This is a genomic window from Filimonas zeae (assembly GCF_014641615.1).
Lineage (GTDB): Bacteria > Bacteroidota > Bacteroidia > Chitinophagales > Chitinophagaceae > Filimonas > Filimonas zeae.
The window spans coordinates 878,536-901,075 of record NZ_BMIB01000003.1 but is presented as its reverse complement, the minus strand read 5'-3'; the positions used below and the strand labels follow the sequence as shown (position 1 = coordinate 901,075).

The 22,540-nt window shown below is 47.6% G+C and carries 14 protein-coding genes; 12 read left to right on the top strand and 2 right to left on the bottom strand.

Annotated features, from left to right (window positions below; all coding sequences use genetic code 11):
- Nucleotide 1 precedes the first annotated feature (1 nt).
- The 3 genes from IEY13_RS16845 to IEY13_RS16835 all read left to right on the top strand — a co-directional run bounded on the left by IEY13_RS16845 (nt 2) and on the right by IEY13_RS16835 (nt 8,420).
- On the top strand, nt 2–5,614 hold the full coding sequence (locus tag IEY13_RS16845) for a hypothetical protein (protein WP_188954216.1): 5,613 nt from the start codon (nt 2–4) through the stop codon (nt 5,612–5,614).
- A 21-nt stretch (nt 5,615–5,635) separates the two neighbouring features.
- Nucleotides 5,636–7,510: a hypothetical protein gene (locus IEY13_RS16840; RefSeq protein ID WP_188954214.1), complete on the top strand. Its 1,875-nt coding sequence runs from the start codon at nt 5,636–5,638 to the stop codon at nt 7,508–7,510.
- A gap of 106 nt (nt 7,511–7,616) precedes the next feature.
- Entirely contained in the window at nt 7,617–8,420 is an 804-nt protein-coding gene (locus tag IEY13_RS16835; RefSeq protein ID WP_188954212.1) for a nuclear transport factor 2 family protein, read from the top strand.
- A 56-nt stretch (nt 8,421–8,476) separates the two neighbouring features.
- On the opposite strand, the gene IEY13_RS16830 is transcribed toward IEY13_RS16835, so the two are convergent.
- Complete coding sequence (locus IEY13_RS16830) at nt 8,477–9,460, bottom strand: ParA family protein (protein WP_188954210.1); 984 nt, start codon at nt 9,458–9,460, stop codon at nt 8,477–8,479.
- Nucleotides 9,460–10,659 (bottom strand): RNA/DNA-binding domain-containing protein, encoded by a 1,200-nt coding sequence (locus IEY13_RS16825; protein WP_188954208.1) that lies wholly within the window; start codon nt 10,657–10,659, stop codon nt 9,460–9,462. Before IEY13_RS16825 ends, IEY13_RS16830 begins: the two co-directional genes overlap by 1 nt.
- 103 nt (nt 10,660–10,762) lie before the next feature.
- Between IEY13_RS16825 and IEY13_RS16820 the strand changes: the two genes are divergently transcribed.
- The 9 genes from IEY13_RS16820 (at nt 10,763) to IEY13_RS16780 (ending at nt 22,503) form a co-directional block, all read left to right on the top strand.
- Nucleotides 10,763–11,746 carry an aldo/keto reductase gene (locus IEY13_RS16820; protein ID WP_188954206.1) on the top strand — a complete coding sequence of 328 codons (984 nt, stop codon included), beginning with the start codon at nt 10,763–10,765 and terminating at the stop codon, nt 11,744–11,746.
- Nucleotides 11,747–11,895: 149 nt separating this feature from the next.
- Complete coding sequence (locus tag IEY13_RS16815; protein WP_188954204.1) at nt 11,896–12,507, top strand: RNA polymerase sigma factor; 612 nt, start codon at nt 11,896–11,898, stop codon at nt 12,505–12,507.
- A gap of 54 nt (nt 12,508–12,561) precedes the next feature.
- Nucleotides 12,562–13,728: a FecR family protein gene (locus IEY13_RS16810; protein WP_188954202.1), complete on the top strand. Its 1,167-nt coding sequence runs from the start codon at nt 12,562–12,564 to the stop codon at nt 13,726–13,728.
- 215 nt (nt 13,729–13,943) lie between these two features.
- Nucleotides 13,944–17,318 (top strand): SusC/RagA family TonB-linked outer membrane protein, encoded by a 3,375-nt coding sequence (locus IEY13_RS16805; RefSeq protein WP_188954200.1) that lies wholly within the window; start codon nt 13,944–13,946, stop codon nt 17,316–17,318.
- A gap of 23 nt (nt 17,319–17,341) precedes the next feature.
- Nucleotides 17,342–18,739, top strand: a complete 1,398-nt coding sequence (locus IEY13_RS16800; protein ID WP_188954197.1) for a RagB/SusD family nutrient uptake outer membrane protein — start codon at nt 17,342–17,344, stop codon at nt 18,737–18,739.
- A gap of 17 nt (nt 18,740–18,756) precedes the next feature.
- Nucleotides 18,757–19,881, top strand: a complete 1,125-nt coding sequence (locus tag IEY13_RS16795) for a TlpA disulfide reductase family protein (protein ID WP_188954195.1) — start codon at nt 18,757–18,759, stop codon at nt 19,879–19,881.
- A gap of 221 nt (nt 19,882–20,102) precedes the next feature.
- Nucleotides 20,103–20,306 carry a hypothetical protein gene (locus tag IEY13_RS16790; protein ID WP_188954193.1) on the top strand — a complete coding sequence of 68 codons (204 nt, stop codon included), beginning with the start codon at nt 20,103–20,105 and terminating at the stop codon, nt 20,304–20,306.
- 159 nt (nt 20,307–20,465) lie between these two features.
- A complete protein-coding gene (locus IEY13_RS16785; RefSeq protein ID WP_188954191.1) occupies nt 20,466–21,824 on the top strand; it encodes a glycosyltransferase in 1,359 nt (452 codons plus the stop codon).
- 73 nt (nt 21,825–21,897) lie between these two features.
- Entirely contained in the window at nt 21,898–22,503 is a 606-nt protein-coding gene (locus tag IEY13_RS16780; RefSeq protein ID WP_188954189.1) for a GNAT family N-acetyltransferase, read from the top strand.
- Nucleotides 22,504–22,540: the final 37 nt, after the last annotated feature.

Below are 22,540 nucleotides of genomic sequence, written 5' to 3'. Positions count from 1 at the left end.
TATGTCAGATTTTCAACAAAGCCGCACCCACCTCGCCGCAGGCAGAGCCGCCAGTGAAAATGCCCGGCAGGAATTGTTTGTTTCGGGCCAGCGCCTGCAATTGCTGGAAAAAGAACGTACGGCGCTGGAAAGGCAGAAAGGAGACAACCATGCAGATTACCAGCAACGCCGCAAAGAGCTGGACAAACAGATTGCTGCCGAAAAAACAAAACATACCCAGCTACAGCAGACTTATACAGGTGCCCGCGAACAACTGGCCGGTTTTGAAAAAAACTTTCAACTGTTTATTGACCCGCGTAAAGAACTGCAGGAACATTTTGCCAACAACACCCCATTCCTGCTGTTTCCGCTGCGCATAGAAACCCGTTTTAAAACCACCGGCAACCAGCCGCAGTTATGGGTACGCGTGTATCCTGATGAATGCCTGGTAGACAGTTTTGAGCCCCTGCTATCGCGCAAGGAAGTAAACAATGCGGCCTATTTCTGGGCGGCGTATTACAGCGCCGGTAAACCGGCTGATCCTGCCAACCCCGATGCTGCCACTATAGACCAGCAAAAAGCTGCCTGGCGTTTACTGGTAAATGCCCATGGCGATGGAAGAGCCGCCTGGATTACCCGGCAGCTGGTGCCGGACGAGGCTGGCAGTGTATTCCCGGTAAGAGGCGTTAATACGTTTATACTGGTAATTGCCACCGAAAACTGGGATGCCACCCAACACGATATTATTACCGGGTTATTCAAGCAATTATGGCTGGCCGATGGTAATGACACGCTTATTACACAGGCAAAAACAGATTTTAATACCGCCAACCCCACACTGGATGCTGATACCATTATCCGCACCTACGGGCCGGTTAACTTTACCGAAAAACTGCCGCTGGGGTTAACCAAAGCAACGGCCAACCTGCAGTTTGCCATTGTACTGTTTGCCGGCCTGGAAGCTAAAACAGGGAAGGAGCATGCCTGGACGCAGCCTACCAAAGTAAACCTGTTGCCCGAAAAACTGGCCGTGATACGCTATAAAGGCAATACCGCCATGGAGCCGGTGTTTGGTAACACAATTCCTTATCCTTTACACACCAGTCCCGACCCCTCCACCGGTGCCGATGACCAGCTGACGCAAAATGCGCAGCACGACCTGGAGTTTGCTGAAGAAATTAAATGGGTGGCCGATTTTGACAGAGCTGTTGCCATAGGTATGGGTTTTAGAATAAACCTGGCGCCGGATGAAGTAAACGGCTTTTCGCGCCTGCTGGTATTAGGCGTAAAACTGAGTGCCGATGCCGAAGCGGGCAAAGCACAACTGCAGGATTTGCTCAATCACCATTACTTCACCCAAAAAGGCCTCAGTCTGCTGCCGCAGGGTACACCCACCAATAATACCGGCTCAGCCGATTCGGGTGTTACCAGTAAAGACACGCCCGACCAAACCTTTGATTTGTATTTTAAACAAAAGCCCGGTTTTACAGAAACAGCTACCCCGGCACAGAAGAAAGATGGCCAGTGGCTGAGCGAATGGCTGGGGCTGGATTATGACCTGTTTAAAAAAGTATTGAACAGCGATGGTAACGACCAGCGCGATGCTTTTAACATGAACCTGGCCTTGTGGCCGGCCACCATGGGGTACGTGATGAAGTCGGTAATAGAAAATGGTTTTTCAGAAGATACCATCAGCTACACCCGCGATTTTTTCAACAGCTTTGTCAGTGGCCGCGGCCCCGTGCCGGCCATACGTATAGGCAACCAGCCCTATGGTATATTACCCGTAACCCCCTTCAGGCGGCTTACCTGGATGAACGAAAAAAACAATACCGTGGCGGGCATTAACAACAATGCTTACCCTGCCTTTATCAGCAATCTGTACCGGTTGCTGGTGAAAATGGATATATACTGGGCCAGCCATTTACAGGGTGCTGTAGCGCAGGTAACCTCGCAGCAGGGGCAGCCTTACCAAACCTTGCTGGATGTAATAGGGCTGCATCCCAACTCGGTAGAGTTTCACCGCAGGTATATGCAAAGCCTTACCTCGGTGGCGAATGCCATGAGCCTGGTAAAAGCAGGCTTCAGAGATCAGTCTGACCTGGATAATTACTTTATGCAAACCTTTAGCCAGGAGATGCAATATAACGGGGTGCGCTTGCCTGGTATGCTTACCATGCTGGGCCTGCCCTGGCAAAAGCCGGTGAAGCACCTGGTAGATGATGTGCCTTTATCGGAAATAAATCCCATACACTCGTATACCGCAGACAACAGGAATTATATTAAAGCGCTTATAGATCAGGTACACCAGTCGCACAATGCCCTGCGCACCGGGGCAGGCCTTACCAAAAGGCCCGAAGCTGAACTATACCGTTTATTGAAATATGCGCTGGAACTGGGTTATCACGAAAGCAGCCTTGCCGCCGCCGTATCGGTAAACGCCGTGCCGGCAGCCCGCCTGGCCACCATACAGGCAGAACAGCCTTACATACACCAGCAATGGAAAGGCGCCCTTACCGAAAGCCGGTATGCACTTTTGTATGAAACTATGCCGCAGTTATCGCCGGCAAAAAACGTATCCGAATTTGTACGCGATTCTTTGCAGCTGCCCCTGATACCTTTTTACTCCCGCTACCTGGCCGGTCAGCTACAGGCGCTGGAACAACTGAAAGATGCATCTACCGCCCGGCTGGAACGCGCACTGGTAGAGCATGTAGACTGCTGCTCGTACCGCCTGGATGCCTGGAAAACAGGCATGCTTACACTGGGCATGTCGCGCCTGCGTAACAACAGTGCCGATACACCACCCGCACAGCGCCGCACCGGTATTTACCTGGGCGCCTACGGCTGGCTGGAAAATGTGCGCCCCGAAAAAAACAAAGTACTTACCCATAAAGAAGTGCCTGCCGATATGGTGGGTGAGTTTAACCCCGATGGTAAAAAAACATTTGTAACCGATGCTGCCAACGAAGGCTATATACATGCCCCATCGTTAAACCAGGGCGTAACCGCTGCTGTATTGCGCAACGGGTATATATCGCATGGCAAACCCGATGGCAGTAATGTGCTGGCCGTAAATCTTACTTCAGAGCGTATACGCCTGGCCTTATCGGTAATAGAAGGTATACAGGGTGGCCAGAGCCTGGCAGCCTTACTGGGCTATCGACTGGAACGGGCTTTGCACGACCGGGAAGACCTGAAAGCCAAAAGTATTGACAGCTATATATACCTGCTGCGTAAATTTTTTCCGCTCGGTGCCAACCACATCAAAGAAACCAACACCGCCAATAATACGGACCCTTCGGTAGATGCAGCTACCATACCGGTTACTGCCATTGAGGCCCGTAACGTAATACACGGGGTAAACCTGTGCAACCATGTAAAAAAGCAAACCACTGCCGCCGGTAAAAAGTACCCGTTTGGCCTGGCCCTGCCTGCTACCGAAGCCGTAATTGCCAATGCCATTACCACAGCAGTCAATGGCATTATGGATGTGGCCGATGCAGTAGCCGACCTGGGAATGGCGGAAAGTGTACACCAGGTAGTGCTGGGTAATTACAACCGTGCAGCCGGTGTACTGGATGCCTACAGCAAAGGTAATTACCCGCAGCAGCCCGATGTAATACGCACGCCCCGCAGCGGTGTTACCTTAAACCACCGGGTAGGCATTCCGTTTACCTATATAGCCACGGCGGCAGGCGGCACCCCACGCTCACAGTCAGAGCCTTCTGTAAACCAGTGGCTCACTACTATGCTACCGCCACTAAACCAGGTAGTATGCCATTGTTCGTATATCAGCCGTGCCACCGGTGCCACCATAGCCACCACTGTATCGTTACAGCAACTGAGTATACAGCCCATTGATTTGTTATACATACTGCCCGCTACAGATACCCGTTCGCTAACTGAGATAGACGACCGGTTAACACATTACCTGTTTACCACGGCCGATCCGCGGCTGGATACCACTATTACCATCAGCTATACCCAGGCGCCCGCCACACCGGGTACCCTTTCCCTGTTTCAGCTGATACCGCTGGTAAAAAGCCTGCGTGCTTTACTGGTAGGTACTGCACCCCTTACACCTGGCGATGTGGCACTGCCCAACGAGGCCAGCAAAAAGGATATGCCACCGGCACAACTGCCCGCCCAGCGTGTACAGGATTTGTTAACAGGGTTAAAAAACCTGGTGCAGGCTGCTACCATGCCCGGTGGGGTAATCAGTTACCTGCGTGCGTTGCCCGACCGTGCTACCGCTTCAGAAGCTGACATAACGGCTATCAGAAACCAGGCACCTGCTACCATCACCCGTTTTGCGGCCTTGCTTTCCGGCCTGGGTAACTATGGTATTCCGCAAACCGGTACCGGTGCCTTGTATACCCGCGTACAACAATGGTTTACCAGTATTAAAGAAAAGCTACAGGCCTTCCGCAACCGCTGGCAGCAGCAGGCAGATGAATATAACACACTGGCCGCCGGCGATACCACACTGCTGAAAACGCTGCAGGCTATGGAAAGGCTGGTGTCTGTTACACCCACACCACCGGAAACCATTACCCTGGCAGATGTGGAAGTGAAAAAATTATTGTTTGATGCCGCATTTGTAAAACTGAAAAATGCCATTGATAATAATCAGGACGCTATTACCACACTGCTGGCCGATGTACAGGCCATACACCTGGCCGACTACGATGTAATTGCACTGGATATAGATGCAGAATTACGCGGCATACCCATGTTTATATACGAGCTGCAAGCGAGAGCCAAAGCATTAACCGATGACCTGGAAACACAACGCATACCACAGGTAGAAGCATTATTATCAGCACTGGCGGCAGTGCCGGCCGCTGATAAAGCCACCCACCTGCAGAATGCCGCCCGCCTTATACTGGGCGATGATTTTACCATGGTACCGCGCTATGAGCTGCCCGCTGCACAGCAGGCCGAAATCAATAATAGCTGGAATGCTACCGGCACCCTGTTAGATTACAGTATTACTACCGGTAAACGAACCAACCCGCAGGAAGACTGGCTGCATGGCATAGCCAGGGTACACGAAAAAATGAAACACCTGGAAAACTGCATCCTGCTACGCGAAGCCTTTGGCGGTAATGAGGATGATCTGTATATCCATCCTGTACAACTGCCGTTTAAAACAGAAAAGTATCACTGGCTGGCATTGCCTTTTCCGGAAGCAGACTGTAACCTGGAAGAAAGTAATATACTGCTGTACACCGCCTTCACTGCCACAACCACCGGCGCGCCCACAGAAATATGTGGTATACTGGCAGATGAATGGACAGAGTTGATACCGGCCCGGGAAGAAACCACGGGTATTACTTTTCACTACGACCGTCCCGACTCGGAAGCACCGCAAACACTGCTGCTGGTAACCCCTTCGCAATTTACCGGTAACTGGCAGTGGGATGACCTTACCGATTCGCTGTTGTATGCACTGGACGCAGCCAGATCGCGCGGGGTAGAGCCGGCGCATATTGACAATACCTTTCTGGCAGGCCTGCTGCCTGCTGTAATAGGGGCAGAAAGCCTGCATCCCTATTCTATTGTGCTGGACAATCCTGTTCATTATACTACCATAAACCAGGTGAACAATAACAATACACCTATCGGATAAATATGCCTAAACAACAACGCCATGTTAGTACCAGTAGAAAGCAAACTGATAGAGATAAATAAAGCACAGGCCTTTCCCATAACCCTTGCGTGGAGCAGGCTGGAAGGCAGACCCCGCAGCAATAAATTTGACCGCGCGCTGAAAGCCGAAGTACGCGATGCCCTATGGATGCTTACCAAACAATGGCAGATGGGCGAGTTTGCCGGCGACGATGCCGGTTCGCCCGTTACCTGTAAAATAAGCACCAGTACGGCAACCGTAAATAAATACCAGGCCGGCAGCCAGCCGGTACAGCCTTTTGATAAAGAAGTGCCTTTTGAAGCACTGGTAGAACAAAGGCCACTGCCTTTCAGCACCCTGGAACAGGATATATCGCTGGATCTGCGCCTGGTAATGGGCCGGCGCTGGATACAGCTGCTGAAAAACAAAGGGGTACTGGCAGCCACCCGGCAGTTCTTTCTCGATCATTACGGTATTCAGCAGCCCATACCCGATGAAAGCGGTGCTACCATTTGTGCCCATGCCGAAGTGTGGCAACAATTTGCCGCCGTGGCAGGCCGCATGGTAGATGGTGCGCGACTGTACGCTGACTTTACCGCTGCCACCCATTATTACAACCTGCCTGATTTTCCGCTGCCCGCCGATACAGGTACCTTTGATGAAATAGAGGCCACGTTTACCGCCTGGTATAAAGACCTGTTTTACCAGCCAGCCGATGCCGCCAACAACGCCTGGCAGCCACAGCAGCTGGAATACCAGTTTGCCATTGCCGCCGGTACACCTGCCGGCGAAAAGGTAATGCATGCAGAAGAATATTATCACGGGCATTTAGACTGGTATAATGTAGATATCAACCGCAACGTGCCTGCGCTGGACCAACTGCCCGGTAACCCGGCCCCGCCGCCACCGGTAGTAAATACACAGTCCATGATTCCCGCACCGGTAGTATTTGATGGTATGCCCAATACCCGCTGGTGGGCCTTTGAAGATGGCAAAACCAATTTCAGTTATATTACCCCCGATACCACCGACCTGGCCAAACTGCTGCTGGTAGAATTTGGCCTGGTATACGCCAACGACTGGTACCTGATACCTTACCGTTTACCCGTAGGTTCTTTAACCACCATTAAAGGCCTTACCGTTACCAATTCGTTTGGCGAAACCTTCTGGATAGAAGCTGCCGGCAGAGGAGATGATAATGACTGGCAGCGCTGGAACATGTTTTCTCTGAAAGTAGACAGCGATACTCCTGTAGCTGCCGATACCGATTTGTTATTGCTGCCTTCGGTAGCCAAAATACAGGAAGGCAAACCCACCGAAGAAATAGTACTGATAAGAGATGAAATGGCCAACATGGTATGGGCAGTAGAAACCGTGGTGCCGCTGCCTTCGGGTTATAGCAAACGGGGCGCCGAAACCGCCGGTGAATTCCACGGCTTTTTACAAAAACTGGTAACCGATGCCGTAGGCCCGGTAGTTACACCGGCACCTGTTACAGATGGAGACGAAGCAGCCCGTATACGTTACCAGGTAATGAACACGATACCCGAAAACTGGATACCTTTTGTACCCGCCCATACAGCAGGCAGCCACCAGGAAGTGCAGCTGCAACGTGCTGCCATGCCACGTATACTGGAAGGCGATACGGCCAAACCAGATAAAATAAGGCCCCGCACCGCGCTGTTGCAACCAGGCCTGAAAGACAAACTGCCTTACTTTATACAGGAAGCAGAAGTGCCGCGCGCAGGCGTAAGGGTAACCCAATCGTTCCAGCGCACGCGTTGGACAGATGGTCGTGTATTTGTATGGTACGGCGTACGCAAAACCACCGGCCGCGGAGAGGGTAGCAGCGGCCTTGGTTTTGACCGGATAGTAGACAGACCGGTGGAAAAATAACAGGATGCCGGAAAATATTTATCCATAACAGCCTCCTTTTATCCCTGCATACGACCTTGTAGCGGAAAGCTCACGCCCGCGTGTTATTTTTTTCAAACTTGTACCTATGAAAAAGAATACGCTGCTACTACACTGCTTGCTGTTAAGTCTGTTTTTGTCAACTGGTATACATGCGTTTGCCCAGGAAACAGATGCGGAAATTGCTGCCATCATCCAGCACCAGGATAGCCTTTTCTGGCAGGCTTACAATAGCTGCGACACCGCAGCCATGGGCCGCATCTTTTCGGAAGATGTGGAATTTTATCATGATAAAGGCGGCCTTACCGTGGGCTTGCCAGCACTGATGACTTCCATGGGCTCCGGAATGTGCAGCGGCACCAGGGACTTTAATCTGAGAAGAGAAGCGGTAACAGGCACTGTTAAGGTATATCCTTTAAGGAAGAATAAGGAAGTATATGGCGCCATCATTAGCGGTGAGCATGTATTTTATATTACTAAAACGGGGAAGAAAGAGTTTCTGGATGGGCATGCCATTTTTTCTAACGTATGGCGCAGAACAAACGGCAGATGGCACATGGCAAGGGTGTTCAGTTACGATCATGGGCCTGCTACCTATGTAAACAAGCGTGTGGCGGTGTCTGTTCCTGACAATGTATTGAAAGCGTATGTGGGTTCCTATGTTGGGCCGCAAAGTACCATCACCATAACAGCAGGCAGCAATGTACTGTATATGCTTGTACGGGATAAGTCTTATCCACTGTATGCAGAGAATGAAAACCTGTTCTTTTCCAAAGACCGCGATCTTACGTTTGAGTTTGTAAAAACAGGCGCCGGGGTAAACCAATTGCTGATTCGGGAGCATGATGAGGTGGTGGAAACGGCTGAGAAAAAGCCGGCAGCAACACTTTAATAGCTGCAACGGTTCGCAAAGCTATTCTGATGGATAGAAAGTAGATAGAATTGCTTTTACAATTGCTTAATCTTCTCTAAAATATTATCGGTGAGTGTATAAAAATCCTGATAACTACCTCTTACAGCGCCCAGATGCGCTCCAATTGCGCCATCAGCAGGCTTTAATAGAAAAATAGGCTTTCGTACCTCCATGGCCATTGGAATCAAACTATGATAATGCTTCAGTTGCGATAAGCACCAGGGATCAGCTTCAATTGCAGGTAGCACCTCCAACGGACGCTTCAATACAAACTCCTGGAAAATACCAGGAATCCGGTTCAGCCATTTCAAATAAGATTTCACAGGCCGCCTTTCTTTAATTCCGTGCTGCATTACTACATACCCCAATGGTTGAACGTTTCCTGCTGGTAGCAATAAATCAGGATCCGGATTTCTGCCGGAGCGATCAAGCCATTCTTCCTTCCATTTGGCAAGCTGATTTCCCAGGTTTTTTAAACCCTGCAGGGAAAATAAGTCTGCCGCCATTGGTACTACTACATAATCAGCTGCTATTAACGTAGCCCGGTTTATTGCTCCAAAATTGGGGCCGATATCTATAATCGTATAGTCTGCCTGCCAACGTTCACCGGCTTCCTTAATAATCCGGTAAAAAGAGGAAACTATTCTAAACGCCGCCTCATCACGGTTAACACACTGCCCCCAACCGAAACTTAATTTATCTTCAAATAACGACAACTCCAGATCTCCGGGAATTAATCCTATCTGCTCGTTTATCTCCTCAATATGTGCGGGCTTTATATCTCCGATACCTCTGTTCAAAGGCTTTATGCTTTCTAATATTGTGGGCCGCGCTCCCTCTGTATCATATATCTCCTGCAAACGTTCGTCATTCAGAAACATAGAAGTGAGATTGGTCTGCGGATCAAGATCAACAGCCAGACATCTATATCCTCTTACCGCGAGCATATTTGTTATATGGTAAACCAAAGTGGTTTTACCAACGCCTCCCTTGTTATTAAAAAAAGCAATTACTTCCATTACAACTTTTTATAAACGATTACACCAAAACTGGTCGCTTCATGGATAATAAAGGTTGGTTCCGGAGAACCATTTTTCTGCAATGCAGCCTTTGCCCTTTTTACCCCTACATTAAACCTGTTTATAAAACCTAATGTTTTAACGGCTTCCGCAAGGGTAGGGTTTCTGTAGTCATTGGTATTGGGAAAATTTTCAGGCCGGGCATTACCATACAAGCCTCCCGGATTAGTTATTTCTATCCGATCATCAAATTCATAAAATTTAATGGGCGCATTAGATTCATAGTCTCTATGTACAATGGCGTTGTATAGCAATTCCTGAATGGCGCTTGCAGGATAAGCTTCTTCATAATCTTCACCCAGCTTTCGCTGAACACGCCTGGCTATCTGAGTCTTTACAAAATCGTTAATTACTCTTAACTGCGTAGTCAAATCACCTTCAAATCTTACTTCGGTTTCAAAATCACTTACTTCATCGTTGCCCTTAAATTTTACATACTGAATATATGCGCCAGGCAGATAAAAGAGAGGATTTGTTCCAAACATCAGGATGCCGGCATTGGTTGGTGCGTCCGACCGTAAATCGTAAAATTTGAGAGAAGCAACCTGTTGTTTCAACTCCCGGCCATTGGCGGCCAGAATTTCAGGGTCTATAGCAGACGGTAAGTAAGTTAACTTCAAAATATCGATACTCAGGTCGCTTAAAGAGCTACCCAATGTAGGCTGTACATCATAAGTTTTAGCATATACCGAGCGCTTCTCGCTAAGAATTCGCTCCTCTGCTTCATTTGCCACACCTTTTCGCTGACCTATACGAATACAAACCTTGCCTTTAAAACGCACCGGAGGCACTGGTGAAGGTTGTACTTCTACCACAGCTAAATCACCCTGCGGAAATGAAAATTTCTTAACAACCATTGCAGGAGGTGGCACCATTCTGCCATCAGTTCTAAAATCCATTAACTGTTGCAGCAGTTGTTCGGTTATTGGCGTTAATTCACCTGTTTTAGGATTTCCAAATGTACCATTATCAGCTACCCCAATAATCAAATACCCTGGTTGCCCTGTTGCACCCAAATCATTTGCAAAGGAACAAATTGCTTCACCAAACTTGTTTGTATCATTGACTGAGATGGTTTTCTCAACCCTCTCATTTTCAAGCTGCGGAAGTAAGGCAAGTAGCTGTTCATCTGTAATCATATAATAAACAGGGTCTATGTGTTTAATGCTCAAAGTTACGCAATAATATCTTTTTGTCCGCCTTTATTGCCTTGCCCTATCTTAGCCTCTGAAAAAGGAATGTATGAAATACAGAAGTTTTAAAGGCGAAGCCGTTTCTGAAGTTGGTTTGGGAACCTGGCAATTAGGAAGTGCAGACTGGGGTAACGTGGATAGTGATAACGCACATGCCATACTGCAGGCGTATGTAGATGCAGGTGGTAACTTTATAGATACGGCCGATGTATACGGTATGGGCGTAAGTGAACGGTTTATTGGCGATTTTTTAAAACACACCGATAAAAAGCTGTACGTAGCTACCAAACTGGGCCGCCGGCACGATAGCCCCAACGGCTGGCCGCAAAACTTTACCTACGATGCCATCAGAAGGCATGTGGAAGACTCACTGACACACCTGGGCGTAGATCAGCTGTTTCTGGAGCAACTACATTGCATACCTACGGAAGAATTGCGCAAAGGAGAGGTGTTTGATCATTTGCGTAAACTGCAAAGCGAGGGCCTGATACAACATTTCGGTGTAAGTGTGGAAACCGCAGAAGAAGCCCATATTTGCCTGACGCATAGCGATGTGGCCTCGTTACAGATTATATTCAACCTGTTCCGCCAGCACCTGGCAGATGATTTCTTTAGCACGGCCCAACAGCAGGGCGTAGCGTTGATTGCCCGTGTGCCGCTGGCAAGTGGCCTGCTCACCGGCAAGTTTAACCTGGATACTACTTTTGGCACTACAGACCATAGAAACTATAATGCAGATGGCAATGCCTTTAATGTGGGCGAAACGTTTTCCGGCCTGCCATTTAAAGAAGGTGTGAAACTGGCAGAGGAAATTGAAAACATACTTCCCGCAGGCAACCTGGCCACCCAGGCCATCCGCTGGATATTAGACCACCCGGCCATTACCACCGTTATACCCGGCGCTACCCGGCCCGATCAGGTACAGGGCAACGTAGCAGCCAGTGCACTGCCCGCATTGGATGCGCAAACCATGCAGCAGCTACGCACGCTGTATAACAATGATATTTTGCCCAGGGTAAGAGGCGCTGTTTAAGTGAACATACACAATCACCCTCATTGCATAGCCGGAAGCGGAATGATAAAGCTAAATTACCATGCCCGCAATAGATACCGCTACGCAAGTAAAGACAAGCACTTGTAAGTAAATTGGAAATAAGCACAGAAAGCTGCATTTTGCAGTAATTGCAATCCATTTCTCCATATAATGAAGGCCAGTTACTGCTGCAGGTAGCCGCCGGCAATGAAACTGCTTTTGCTGCATTGGTAGATCGTTTCTGGAAAAACGTGTATCTGCATGCACTGGCCTATACCCGCAGTCCGCAAAGGGCCGAAGAGGTTACGCAGGATGTTTTTTTGCATGTATGGCATAAGCGGCACGCACTGCGTGAGGTGGAGCAGTTTGCGGCCTGGCTGCACGTAGTGGCGCGCAACAGTATTATCAATGCTATGCGTAAAAAGCTTATTCAGTTGGCGCATTGGGAGGCCGCAGAGCAGGAAAGTCCGGATTTGCTGGAGACTTTATTGGTACCCGACAGGCAAATGGAGTACCGGGAAGCCTATCAGTTATTACTAAAAGGCATACAGTTGCTACCGGAAAAGCGGAGGGAGGTATTTACCATGAGCCGTATAGAAGGTCGTAGTAACCCGGAAATTGCGGCTATTCTTGATATTCACCCTGTTACTGTGTCGCAATATCTTGCCAAATCACTGGTATTTCTGCGTACTTACCTGGCAGAGAACCAGTTAGATGCCATTCAGATCATCATTTTACTAGCTGCATCTACCGCTTCCTGAATTTTTTTTCGCGCGCTACTTATCAGATCAACAAATCCTGTGTCAGTATAGGTGATGGAACAAGACCAATTCTCCTTACTGCTTCATGAATACCTCTCCGGCACCATCAGTGCAGAGCGGGCAGGTGAGTTATTATCCGCTATGGAAGATGCCGCTGCCATGGAGCGGCTGCAATCCATTATTACCGATCAGCTTAATAATGGCGTATTTAATCAGAACCTGGCATTACCACAAACACACGGCAGAATACAGGCTAAGCTACAGGAAGCGATAGCGGCACCGCCTGCGCGCAGGATACGCCTCTGGCAAAGGATGTCAGCTATAGCGGCTGTACTGTTGGTGGCCGTTGGAATAGGAATATGGCTAACGGGCCGTAAAACACCCCATTACCATGCACAGCATATTCCGCAGCACATACAGCCGGGAAAGCAAGGGGCTATACTTACATTGGCCAATGGTAAACAAATACTGCTGGATAGCATGGGTAATGGTACCGTGGCCATGCAAAATGGCACAGAGGTGCGGCTGCACAATGGACAGCTCCATTATAAGGCTGCCGCTGCACAAAATGAGGCGGTTGCTTTTAATACCGTATCTACACCGCGGGGGCGGCAGTTTCATCTGGTGTTGCCGGATGGGTCGATGGTGTGGCTGAATGCTGCCAGTACGGTTACTTTTCCTGCGGCTTTTACAGGCGCTCAGCGGATAGTAAAGATAACAGGGGAGGCCTATTTTGAAGTGGCGGCAGATGCTCACCGGCCCTTCATGGTACAGTCAAAAGACAGCTCCTTTACACAGGTACTGGGTACGCGTTTTAATATCAATGCCTATCCCGAAGAAAGCTATACCACTACTACTTTATTAGAGGGGAGTGTAAAAACAGGTAATCATAAAACAGCAATGATCCTGCAACCGGGGGAGCAGGCGGCTATACATTTGTCAGCTACACAGCCGGTATTAGTAAAGCGGGCTGATATAGAGCAGGTGATGGCCTGGAAGAACGGTTATTTTGATTTTAACAACCTGCCGCTTGAGCAGGTAATGCGTCAGCTGGCGCGCTGGTACAACCTGGAAATTGTTTACGAAAAGGGAGTGCCGGATATTCACTTTGGCGGTAAGCTTAGCAGGAATGTAAGTTTTGAAGGATTAATAAAAGGCCTGGAAAAAGCGGGACTGCGTTTTCGTATGCACGGAGAACGTACACTTGTTATTCTGCCTTAATATAGGTAATGCATGATCAAAAAGAACCAGGAGTGTCTCGAACACACTCCCGGTAAAGTAGCTGGCTGATCGGCATCTCGGTCGTGTAAACTTTGATTTGATAACCAAACTAAATGCAATTTATGCAAAAAAATGCTTTGGGTTACCGGAGCGGCATGCGCCTGCTATGCAGGTACCGGCCCCACCGAAGCCTCACTTTTAAAATGCTGTTAGTAATGAAACTAACCCTCGTATTCTTAACTGCTGCTTTTTTACACGTACACGCAACCGGTATTACGCAGCATGTAACACTTGCTGCAAAGCAACTACCGTTAAAAGATGTTTTTACGGCTATTGAAAAGCAAACCGGCTTTGTGGTGTTTTACAACGAAAACGATTTAAAAGGCACATCACCTGTATCCTTACAGGCAAACCATTTGCTGCTGCCTGATTTTCTGAATCTGGTGTTACGCAATCAACCCCTTGGTTTCAATATAGAAGACAAAACAATTATGTTGTACAGGAAGCATGCTTCATCGTTGCCACAGGCTTTACCGGCAGCGTTGCAACCTGTGCAAATACCTGTAACCGGTACGGTATTGGGTGCTGGTGGTATGCCGCTGGCAGGCGCAGGCGTAAAAATAAAAGGTAGCGCCGCCGGCGTAGCTGCCGATGAAAATGGAAGGTTTGTTATTGAAGCCGATGAAAAAGCTGTTTTGCTGATCAGCTATGTGGGATATGCAGAGCAGGAAGTAGCTGTTAACGGCCGTGCATCGCTGCAGATAGTACTCAGGCAGCAGAATAATGCACTGGATGAAACGGTGGTAATTGGTTACGGTACGCAAAACAGGCGGTATGTAACCGGCGCTATCAGTAAAGTAAGTAATATAAAGGCGGAGGAAAATATCACCTCCAATGTATTTAGTGCCTTGCAGGGCAGAGTGGCAGGCCTGATGGTTAAAAACTCAGAAGGAACGGCCGGTGCCATGCCTACTTTCAGCATCAGGGGTGTACAAACTACCAATGTGCTTAGCGCCAATCCGCTGATTGTGGTAGATGGTATGATTGTAGATGCAGGGCAGTCTGTTAATGCCAGTAATAACCAGAACTTTAATCTGAGTAATATCAATCCTCAGGATATAGAATCGGTAGAGGTATTAAAAGATGCTTCCTCCGCTGCTATCTACGGAGCGCGTGGTGCGCAGGGGGTGATCCTTATCACCACTAAAAAAGGAAAGTTTAACAGCAAGCCGGTAGTAAATATAAATACCTATTATGGGCTTACCAGCTCTACGGTAGGCTATCGGGCGCTGAATGTAGCGGAATACGGGGAAGTATTTAAAGAAGCCAGAAACAATAGAATCAAAGATATTGATCTGGCTATAGCAGGTGGTGGGCTAACGCCGGCGCAAATAACCCAGCTGCAGAATGAAAGGCAGCTGGTAAACAACGAAATCAATTCATTGACTATGGGCACGCCTGCCGGTATGGCAGATAATAACTGGCTTAACAAGGTTACGCCTGGCCATGCCGTTACTTCCAACGTACAGGCCAGTGTAGCCGGTGGCAATCAACAAACCAGCTATTACGTTTCTTTCGGTAAATATGCAGAAGAAAATGCAGTAGGTACAGGTAAGTATACCCGCTATTCGGGCAAGCTGGCACTAACGCAAAAAGTAAATGACTGGCTTAAGCTGGTAGCAGATATCAACATATCTAAAACCCAACGTGCCAATTTTTCTTACCCCCTTGCTGTTGCCCTTGCGGCACGCCCGGATACGCCAGACTCTATCCGTTTAAATGCAGATGGCAGCTATGGATGGTGGTTTGGCAGGCAAAACCATCCCTATGGAGAAACGAATGCTGCTTCCAATGCGGAAGACATTTGGAACTATATGGGAAACTTTCAGGCAGAAATAGCATTGACGCGTGACCTTAGTTTCCGATCCACGCTTTCCGGTGTACAAAACCAAAGTAGCCTTATTAATTTCTATAGCCCCATTTCCTATAATGGTGCAGGCTTTAAAGGAATGAACAGTAACTCCGGCAACTCCGGGCTGCAATACACGTTCAACAATACGTTCACCTATAAGCTGCATGTAAGTAAGCTGGCAGGCGATGTATTGCTGGGCCAGGAATATTACGATAACAAAAAAACTACTACTGCCTTTTCTTTAACCGGCTTTCCGGTCAGTTCCGGATTATGGAGCCCTGGTAATGCATCCGCTTATAGCAATGCTGACATAGCCGGCAACCGCGTATATGAAGAAAATGGCGAATCTTATTTCATGCGTACCAATCTTAGCTGGAATCGTAAATACCTGCTGAATGCAAGTCTTCGCAGAGATGCTTCCTCCAAGCTGCCGGTTAACAATCGCCATTCCTGGTTTCCTGCACTTTCTGCCGGATGGATCGTTTCTGATGAAGCATTTTTGTCCTCTTTCAAGCCGCTTAGCTTGTTAAAGCTGAAGGCGGGATACGGTGTTACAGGCAATATACGGCCACTGGGCTATTTTGATTTTGCCAATCTGGCTACTGTTAATACTTATCTTGGCCAGCCGGCTTTATCGTTAAGTACCGTTATGGGCAATCCTGATCTGCGGTGGGAAAGAACCAAACAATTTGATATTGGTGTGGAAACAAGATGGCTGAAAGATCAACTGTTGCTTTCGCTTGAGTTTTATCATAAAAAAACAGATGGGTTGATTACTACGCTGCCGCTGCCTTATTCTACCGGAGGGTTTACTACGCAGAAGGTGAACATAGGCACGGTGCTCAACAAAGGGGTGGATATAGACCTTTCTTATGCCAGCAAGGTGCGCACGTCCGGTGGTTTTCAATGGAACGCGGGTGTGGTGCTTAATATCAACCAGAATAAGCTGCTGGCGCTGCGCGATAGTGTACTTACCTATGGGCTTTATTATGGTGGCGGTCCCATCAGTTATGTAAAAAGAGGCGAGTCCATCGGCTCCTTGTTGTTATACCGCTCGCTGGGTGTGGATCCCAATACGGGAGATATGGTGTATAACGACAGAAATCATGATGGTATTATCAATCAGCAGGATCAGGAATACATTACCATGGCACAGCCTAAACTCACCGGGGGTATTCACGGTGGTGCTTCCTTCAAAGGTTTTTCATTGCAGGCGCAAATGGCTTTCAGCATCGGCAGTAAAATATACAACATGGCCGATCAGCTCAACCGTACATTCAATATCGACGGATATGGCATCATGTCTAACAAAATAGAATGGGTAAACGACAGATGGCGCAGGCCGGGCGACAACAGTTACTACCCCCGTGCTGTAGTGGGCGCACATGGAGCCGGCAAAACCACCGATTGGAATACACGTCCTTCCACGCATTATTTATTCAGTGGTTCTTATTTGCGTTGTACCAACCTCACTGCCAGTTATACCTTACCAGCGGCTTTGTTAAAAACCATTCAGGTAAATGGAGTAAGAATCTATGCTTCTGTACAAAACCTGTTTATCATTAAAGATAAGCGCCTGAAGAGCAGTGATCCGGAAGTAGGGCTGCAAACCGGTATTCAGTATAATACCGTGCCTGTACCGCGTACGGTAGCTTTCGGTATTGATATCAGCCTATAATCTTTCCTCCAAAACAATTCATTATGCGTTTTATACAATCTCTTTATATCGCACCCATACTGGTCGCAGCTATCTGCCTTACGGCATGCAGCAAAAAACTGGACGATCCACGCCCCGACACATCTATCGGAAAAGACCAGGTAACGCCCGGAGATATTCCCTTATTAATCAACGGCATGTATAAGAAGCTCACCGGTGGGTTTTATGCGCAGCCTTATGTGGTATTTGATGTGTATAGTGATGATATTATCTCACGGCAGGGTGGTGTTGCCAACTTATTCAACCCGGTATCTTATGATGATAATAATCCCTTAATAGAAGATGGCTTTGGCAATATGCGCTATTATTCGGCGGCTTTCAGTGCTATAGGCGACGCTAATTTTATTATTAACTATATCCGCAGTAATAACCTTACCGCTTTAAATACTTACCTGGGCGAGGCATTAGCAGTGCGTGCGTATGGCTATCAAAAGCTGGGAGAGGCTTATGGGGGTGTGGTTATCACATTGGGCATGGGACAAGAGGCTATTCAGCGAAAACAAAATACGGAGAACGAGGTATTTGAAAGGGTAGAAACGGATTTGAAAGAGGCGATTCCTTTATTGAGTTCTTTTGCTTCTGCGGATATAATGTCAAAGGAAGCGGCTACCCTGTTGCTGGCCAGGTTGTACCTGAACAGGAAAAGAACGGATGAAGCCGGGCAGCTGGCCACCCAGGTAATAAATGCACCCGCACTTGTATTAAGCAGTAATAGTTTTTTGAACAGTTTTCTGTTTAACAATACAGGTAACAGAGAGCTGCTGTTCAGGATAACGGAAGGCCCGGTGCCTACTGCTTACGACCGTAGCGGATTGTTTACTTACTACAGCCCTGGCACTCCCTTTAAAGGACCATCCGGCGGCACAGGCAATGGACAAACCTGGCTTGATCCGGTATTGGCCGCGTCTTATGAAGCCGGAGATATCCGCAAAAAAGCATTGCTGAATCAGTATTCATCGCTGGCGGGTGGTACCGTTACCTTTTTAATGAAGTTTTCTGCCGATACATTGCAGTCAGCCGCCAGTACTTTTTATGTATACCCTTTAATACGGCTAAGCGAAGCTTACCTGATAGCAGCAGAGGTGGCTGCTCAAAAAGGTGTGGTAGATGTAACCTATTACAACACATTGCGGCAGGCAAGAAACGCTACGCTCAAAAGCAATGCTGATTTTGGTTCTGCACCATTATTCCTGGAAGAGATAGAAAAAGAGCGTCGCCGTGAATTTGTGGGCGAGGGGCTTCGCTGGCAGGATATGCGTCGCTACAACAAGGCATTGCCCTTCCTTACTGCCAAAGGGAAGGATTCTACGCGCTTTTATCTGCCTTTTGCAACTACCGAAAGGTCAAGAAATCCATTACTGGAACAAAATAAAGGGTATTAACAGTATAAATATAATGTATGAAGAGAGGAATAACAGGGCTGTTAGTGGCGCTGCCGTTTATGGGCATGGCGCAGTCATTTACCTACCATATTAAAGCAACGCTGAAGCAGGCAGAAGCTAATTCGGTGCTGCGAATGACTTATATATTAGGTGATAAAAATGTGGTGGAAGATTCTGCAACCGCAAACAGTGGTGTATTTGTGCTCACCGGTAAAGTGGAAAAGCCGGTGAAAGCGCGTCTGGTGCTGGACCATACCGGAACAGAAGGCAGGAAAGGAAGAGATGTGTATGAGATATACCTGGAACCGGGCAATATTCTTATAACCGGCAAAGACTCTGTAAGATATGCTACTATCACAGCGGGTAAAGTAAATGCAGATCACGAAACGCTGAAAGTGTCATTGAAAACAATGGATGCTGAAATAGCCCATATGGCAGAACGCTATAAGCAGCTACAGGGGCAGGCTGTAAAAGATACGCTGGAAGTGGCAGCGGTAGACAGTGGCTGGAATGTGATCAATCAAAAAATGGATGATATACGCAAAGCCTTTATTGTAAACCATCCCGCATCGGCGGTAAGTCTGGATGTGTTAAAAATGTATGCGGGGCCTATGCCAGACTATACAAAGGTAATGGCATTGATGAACACGTTATCGCCTGCCATACGTAATTCAGCAGACGGAAAGGCGTATCTGGCCAAATTGAATAAAACGCTTACTACCAGTATCGGGCAAACGGCGCCAGACTTTGTTCAGGCTGATACAGCCGGGCACCCCGTTCATCTATCTTCTTTCAGAGGCAAATATGTACTGCTGGACTTCTGGGCTTCCTGGTGCGGACCATGCAGGGCTGAAAATCCGAATGTAGTAAAGGCATATGAAAAATATAAAAGCAAGAACTTTACTATTGTGGGTGTATCGCTCGACAATGCATCCACTGCTTCAAAATGGCTGGCAGCCATTCATGCGGATGACTTAAACTGGACCCAGCTTTCCGATTTAAAAGGCTGGCAGAATGAAGTGGCAAAGCTATACTCTGTAGAAGGCATTCCGCAGAATTTCTTAATTGATCCTTCCGGTAAGATCATTGCCCAAAATTTACGTGGCGATGAGTTGGCTAAGCGGTTAGCAACGCTGCTCTGATACGATAAAGAAGCTGTCTCCTGAATAATGAGGCAGCTTTTTTATTTAAAAAACAGGGCACTCTGTAGACTATTGTTATTCCGGAAACCAGGCCACAACCGCCCCCCCCCAATGGCGGGGTGCATATCTAACCATTATCCCTCAATCTGGTCCCCTTTCTGCACTCCTTTGGGGATTTTCACCCGCTGTAAACGCCGGTAGCTTTGCAATAAATAAAAGCTATGGAAGCAAAAGCACAACTGGAAAAAATACACTCAGAAATACGCCACCTGCTGGCAACACTGCTCTCTCAAACCACGGAGCAGCCTTGTACACTCAAAATTATACTCACAGACGGGGCAAACAATACTTCAGAAGGTTGCCTGAAACTGAATCAGCCGTCCCCATTCGGTAAAGGAGATTATCAACGTAATCATTGGATTTAGCATCCTTGTTTGTTAAACCGGTATTTGAAAAGTTAATGACCCGTCATTACGGCATCCGCTAAACAGGGGATGCTTTATACCACATTCGGTGATAGTCAGCTCCAAAGCCTCAGGCTAGTTTTGCATCAATAATCTGAATAAAAAATTAAATATACGTTTATGGACAACGAATTAAAAATGCTGCTGAAAGGCCGCAAGATATTATTTGCTACCGTACCGGCAGATGGGCATATTAACCCGCTTACAGGCCTTGCTAAGTTTTTGAAAGAAGATATGGAATGTGATGTACGCTGGTACACCTCTGCTATATATAGGGAAAAAATAAGCAGGCTGGGTATTTCCCATTACGCTTTTGTAACCGCAAAGGAAATTACCGCTGAAAACGTGAATGAAGTGCTGGTTGACAGAGAACGGATTACCGATCCTATCAAAAAGCTGAATTATGATATGATCCATATTTTCGGCGAACGCGGCCCCGAGTATTATCAGGATCTGGAGAATATACACAAAACATTCCCTTTTGAATTAATGATTGCCGATAACCTGTTCACCGGTATACCCTTTGTAAAAAACCTGATGCATATACCGGTAGTGGCCATTGGCATCATTCCTTTAATTGAAAAGTCGGTAGATGTGGCTCCTTATGGCAGTGCGCTGTATCCGCCTAAAACAGATGAGGAGTTTGCCAGCAACCTTAAAATGTACGATTCCTTTAGTGAGATGATGCACGAATCCTGCAAGGTTTTCAGGGCTATTCTCAATACTTATGGCTTGCAAACGTCTGAAGGCTCTATTGCAGATATACTGCTGCGCGAGGCAGATGCTTACCTGCAGATAGGGGTGCCTTCTTTTGAATATCCCAGAAAGGAGATGGGAAAGAACATAGAGTTTATTGGTGCGCTGATGCCGCATGTTAAAAAAGGAAGCCAGGCCACCTGGACAGATGAACGCCTGCATACGTATAAAAAAATAGTACTGGTTACCCAGGGCACGGTAGAACGGGATATTAATAAAATACTGGTGCCTACATTAGAAGCCTTTGCCGGTACAGATACGCTGGTGGTGGCCACCACCGGTGGTAACGGCACAGAAGCATTACGCAAACGGTTTAATGCCCCTAATGTAATTATAGAAGATTATATCCCTTTTCAGGATATAATGCCTTACGCCAGCGCTTTTGTAACCAATGGCGGTTACAGCGGCACGTTGCTGGGCATTAAACACCGGTTGCCGCTGGTGGCCGCAGGGGTACATGAAGGCAAAAACGAGGTATGTGCGCGCATTGGCTATTTTGAATATGGTATTAACCTGCAAACAGAAACGCCCTCAGCTGAAGCTATCCGCAACGCGGTTAACGAGGTAATAGAAAATGGTAAATACCGCAACAACGTAGCCAGGTTGCTGGACGAGATGGATTTATACCCCTCACAGGCTTTGTGTGCTAAAGCCATAGCCCGGTTGTTGTACAGGTCGCCTGCTGCCGCCTCTAAAGTACCCGGATTATTCAGTGCTGTTTAATTCCTCTCTTACTCCTCTCATCCATACAATACAGCCTTTACTTGAAAAAGTAGGGGCTGTTAATTTAATATATATGATAAAAGCTGAAAAAGCAGATGAACCATGGGTTATTGATTTGTTGTGTGCCTCTTTTGACCAAAACCCAGGTGTAAATGAGGTGGTGAACCCATCCCCCAACCGGTTAAAAAACATCCGCCGTTTAATCACCTATGCGGTTAAGCAGTGTAACCGGTACGGACAAATATGGTTATCAGATGATAAGTGCGGATGCGTGTTAATTCTGTACCCCTTCCTCAAAAAACCTTCGCTGCTGAATGTGTGGGCCGATGTCAGGCTGGCTATTACTGCAATAGGACTCAAACGGGTAAAAAGAGTACTAAAACGGGAAAGGCTCATCCGTGAAAAACAGGTGAAAGGTGAAGTAGGCTATGTGTGGTTTATAGGTGTACACCCTTCGGCCCAGGGTAAGGGTACAGGTGGCCAATTGCTGAAAGAGGTAACGGAGCATATTCACAGGCAGCAGTTATTCATCATTCTCGAAACCAACAGCAATACCCTACAGTGGTATGCGCATCGCAACTTTATCAAGTATGATGAGTTGCAGCTGAGCTATCAGCTGCATTTTATGGTATATGTGCATCCGGTAGCGCATTCCGGCCATCATCACCTGCATTGGTAGTCCATTCCACAGGTTTGGTTATTGTTACCCATGCCGC

Bases quoted from the DNA above. Each gene is read 5' to 3' on its own strand.
- IEY13_RS16845 (WP_188954216.1), top strand. From the start codon at position 2: ATGTCAGATTTTCAACAAAGCCGCACCCACCTCGCCGCAGGCAGAGCC.
- IEY13_RS16825 (WP_188954208.1), bottom strand. From the start codon at position 10,659: ATGATTACAGATGAACAGCTACTTGCCTTACTTCCGCAGCTTGAAAAT.
- IEY13_RS16830 (WP_188954210.1), bottom strand. From the start codon at position 9,460: ATGGAAGTAATTGCTTTTTTTAATAACAAGGGAGGCGTTGGTAAAACC.
- IEY13_RS16805 (WP_188954200.1), top strand. From the start codon at position 13,944: ATGAAACTAACCCTCGTATTCTTAACTGCTGCTTTTTTACACGTACAC.
- IEY13_RS16835 (WP_188954212.1), top strand. From the start codon at position 7,617: ATGAAAAAGAATACGCTGCTACTACACTGCTTGCTGTTAAGTCTGTTT.
- IEY13_RS16785 (WP_188954191.1), top strand. From the start codon at position 20,466: ATGGACAACGAATTAAAAATGCTGCTGAAAGGCCGCAAGATATTATTT.
- IEY13_RS16820 (WP_188954206.1), top strand. From the start codon at position 10,763: ATGAAATACAGAAGTTTTAAAGGCGAAGCCGTTTCTGAAGTTGGTTTG.
- IEY13_RS16790 (WP_188954193.1), top strand. From the start codon at position 20,103: ATGGAAGCAAAAGCACAACTGGAAAAAATACACTCAGAAATACGCCAC.
- IEY13_RS16840 (WP_188954214.1), top strand. From the start codon at position 5,636: ATGTTAGTACCAGTAGAAAGCAAACTGATAGAGATAAATAAAGCACAG.
- IEY13_RS16795 (WP_188954195.1), top strand. From the start codon at position 18,757: ATGAAGAGAGGAATAACAGGGCTGTTAGTGGCGCTGCCGTTTATGGGC.
- IEY13_RS16800 (WP_188954197.1), top strand. From the start codon at position 17,342: ATGCGTTTTATACAATCTCTTTATATCGCACCCATACTGGTCGCAGCT.
- IEY13_RS16780 (WP_188954189.1), top strand. From the start codon at position 21,898: ATGATAAAAGCTGAAAAAGCAGATGAACCATGGGTTATTGATTTGTTG.
- IEY13_RS16810 (WP_188954202.1), top strand. From the start codon at position 12,562: ATGGAACAAGACCAATTCTCCTTACTGCTTCATGAATACCTCTCCGGC.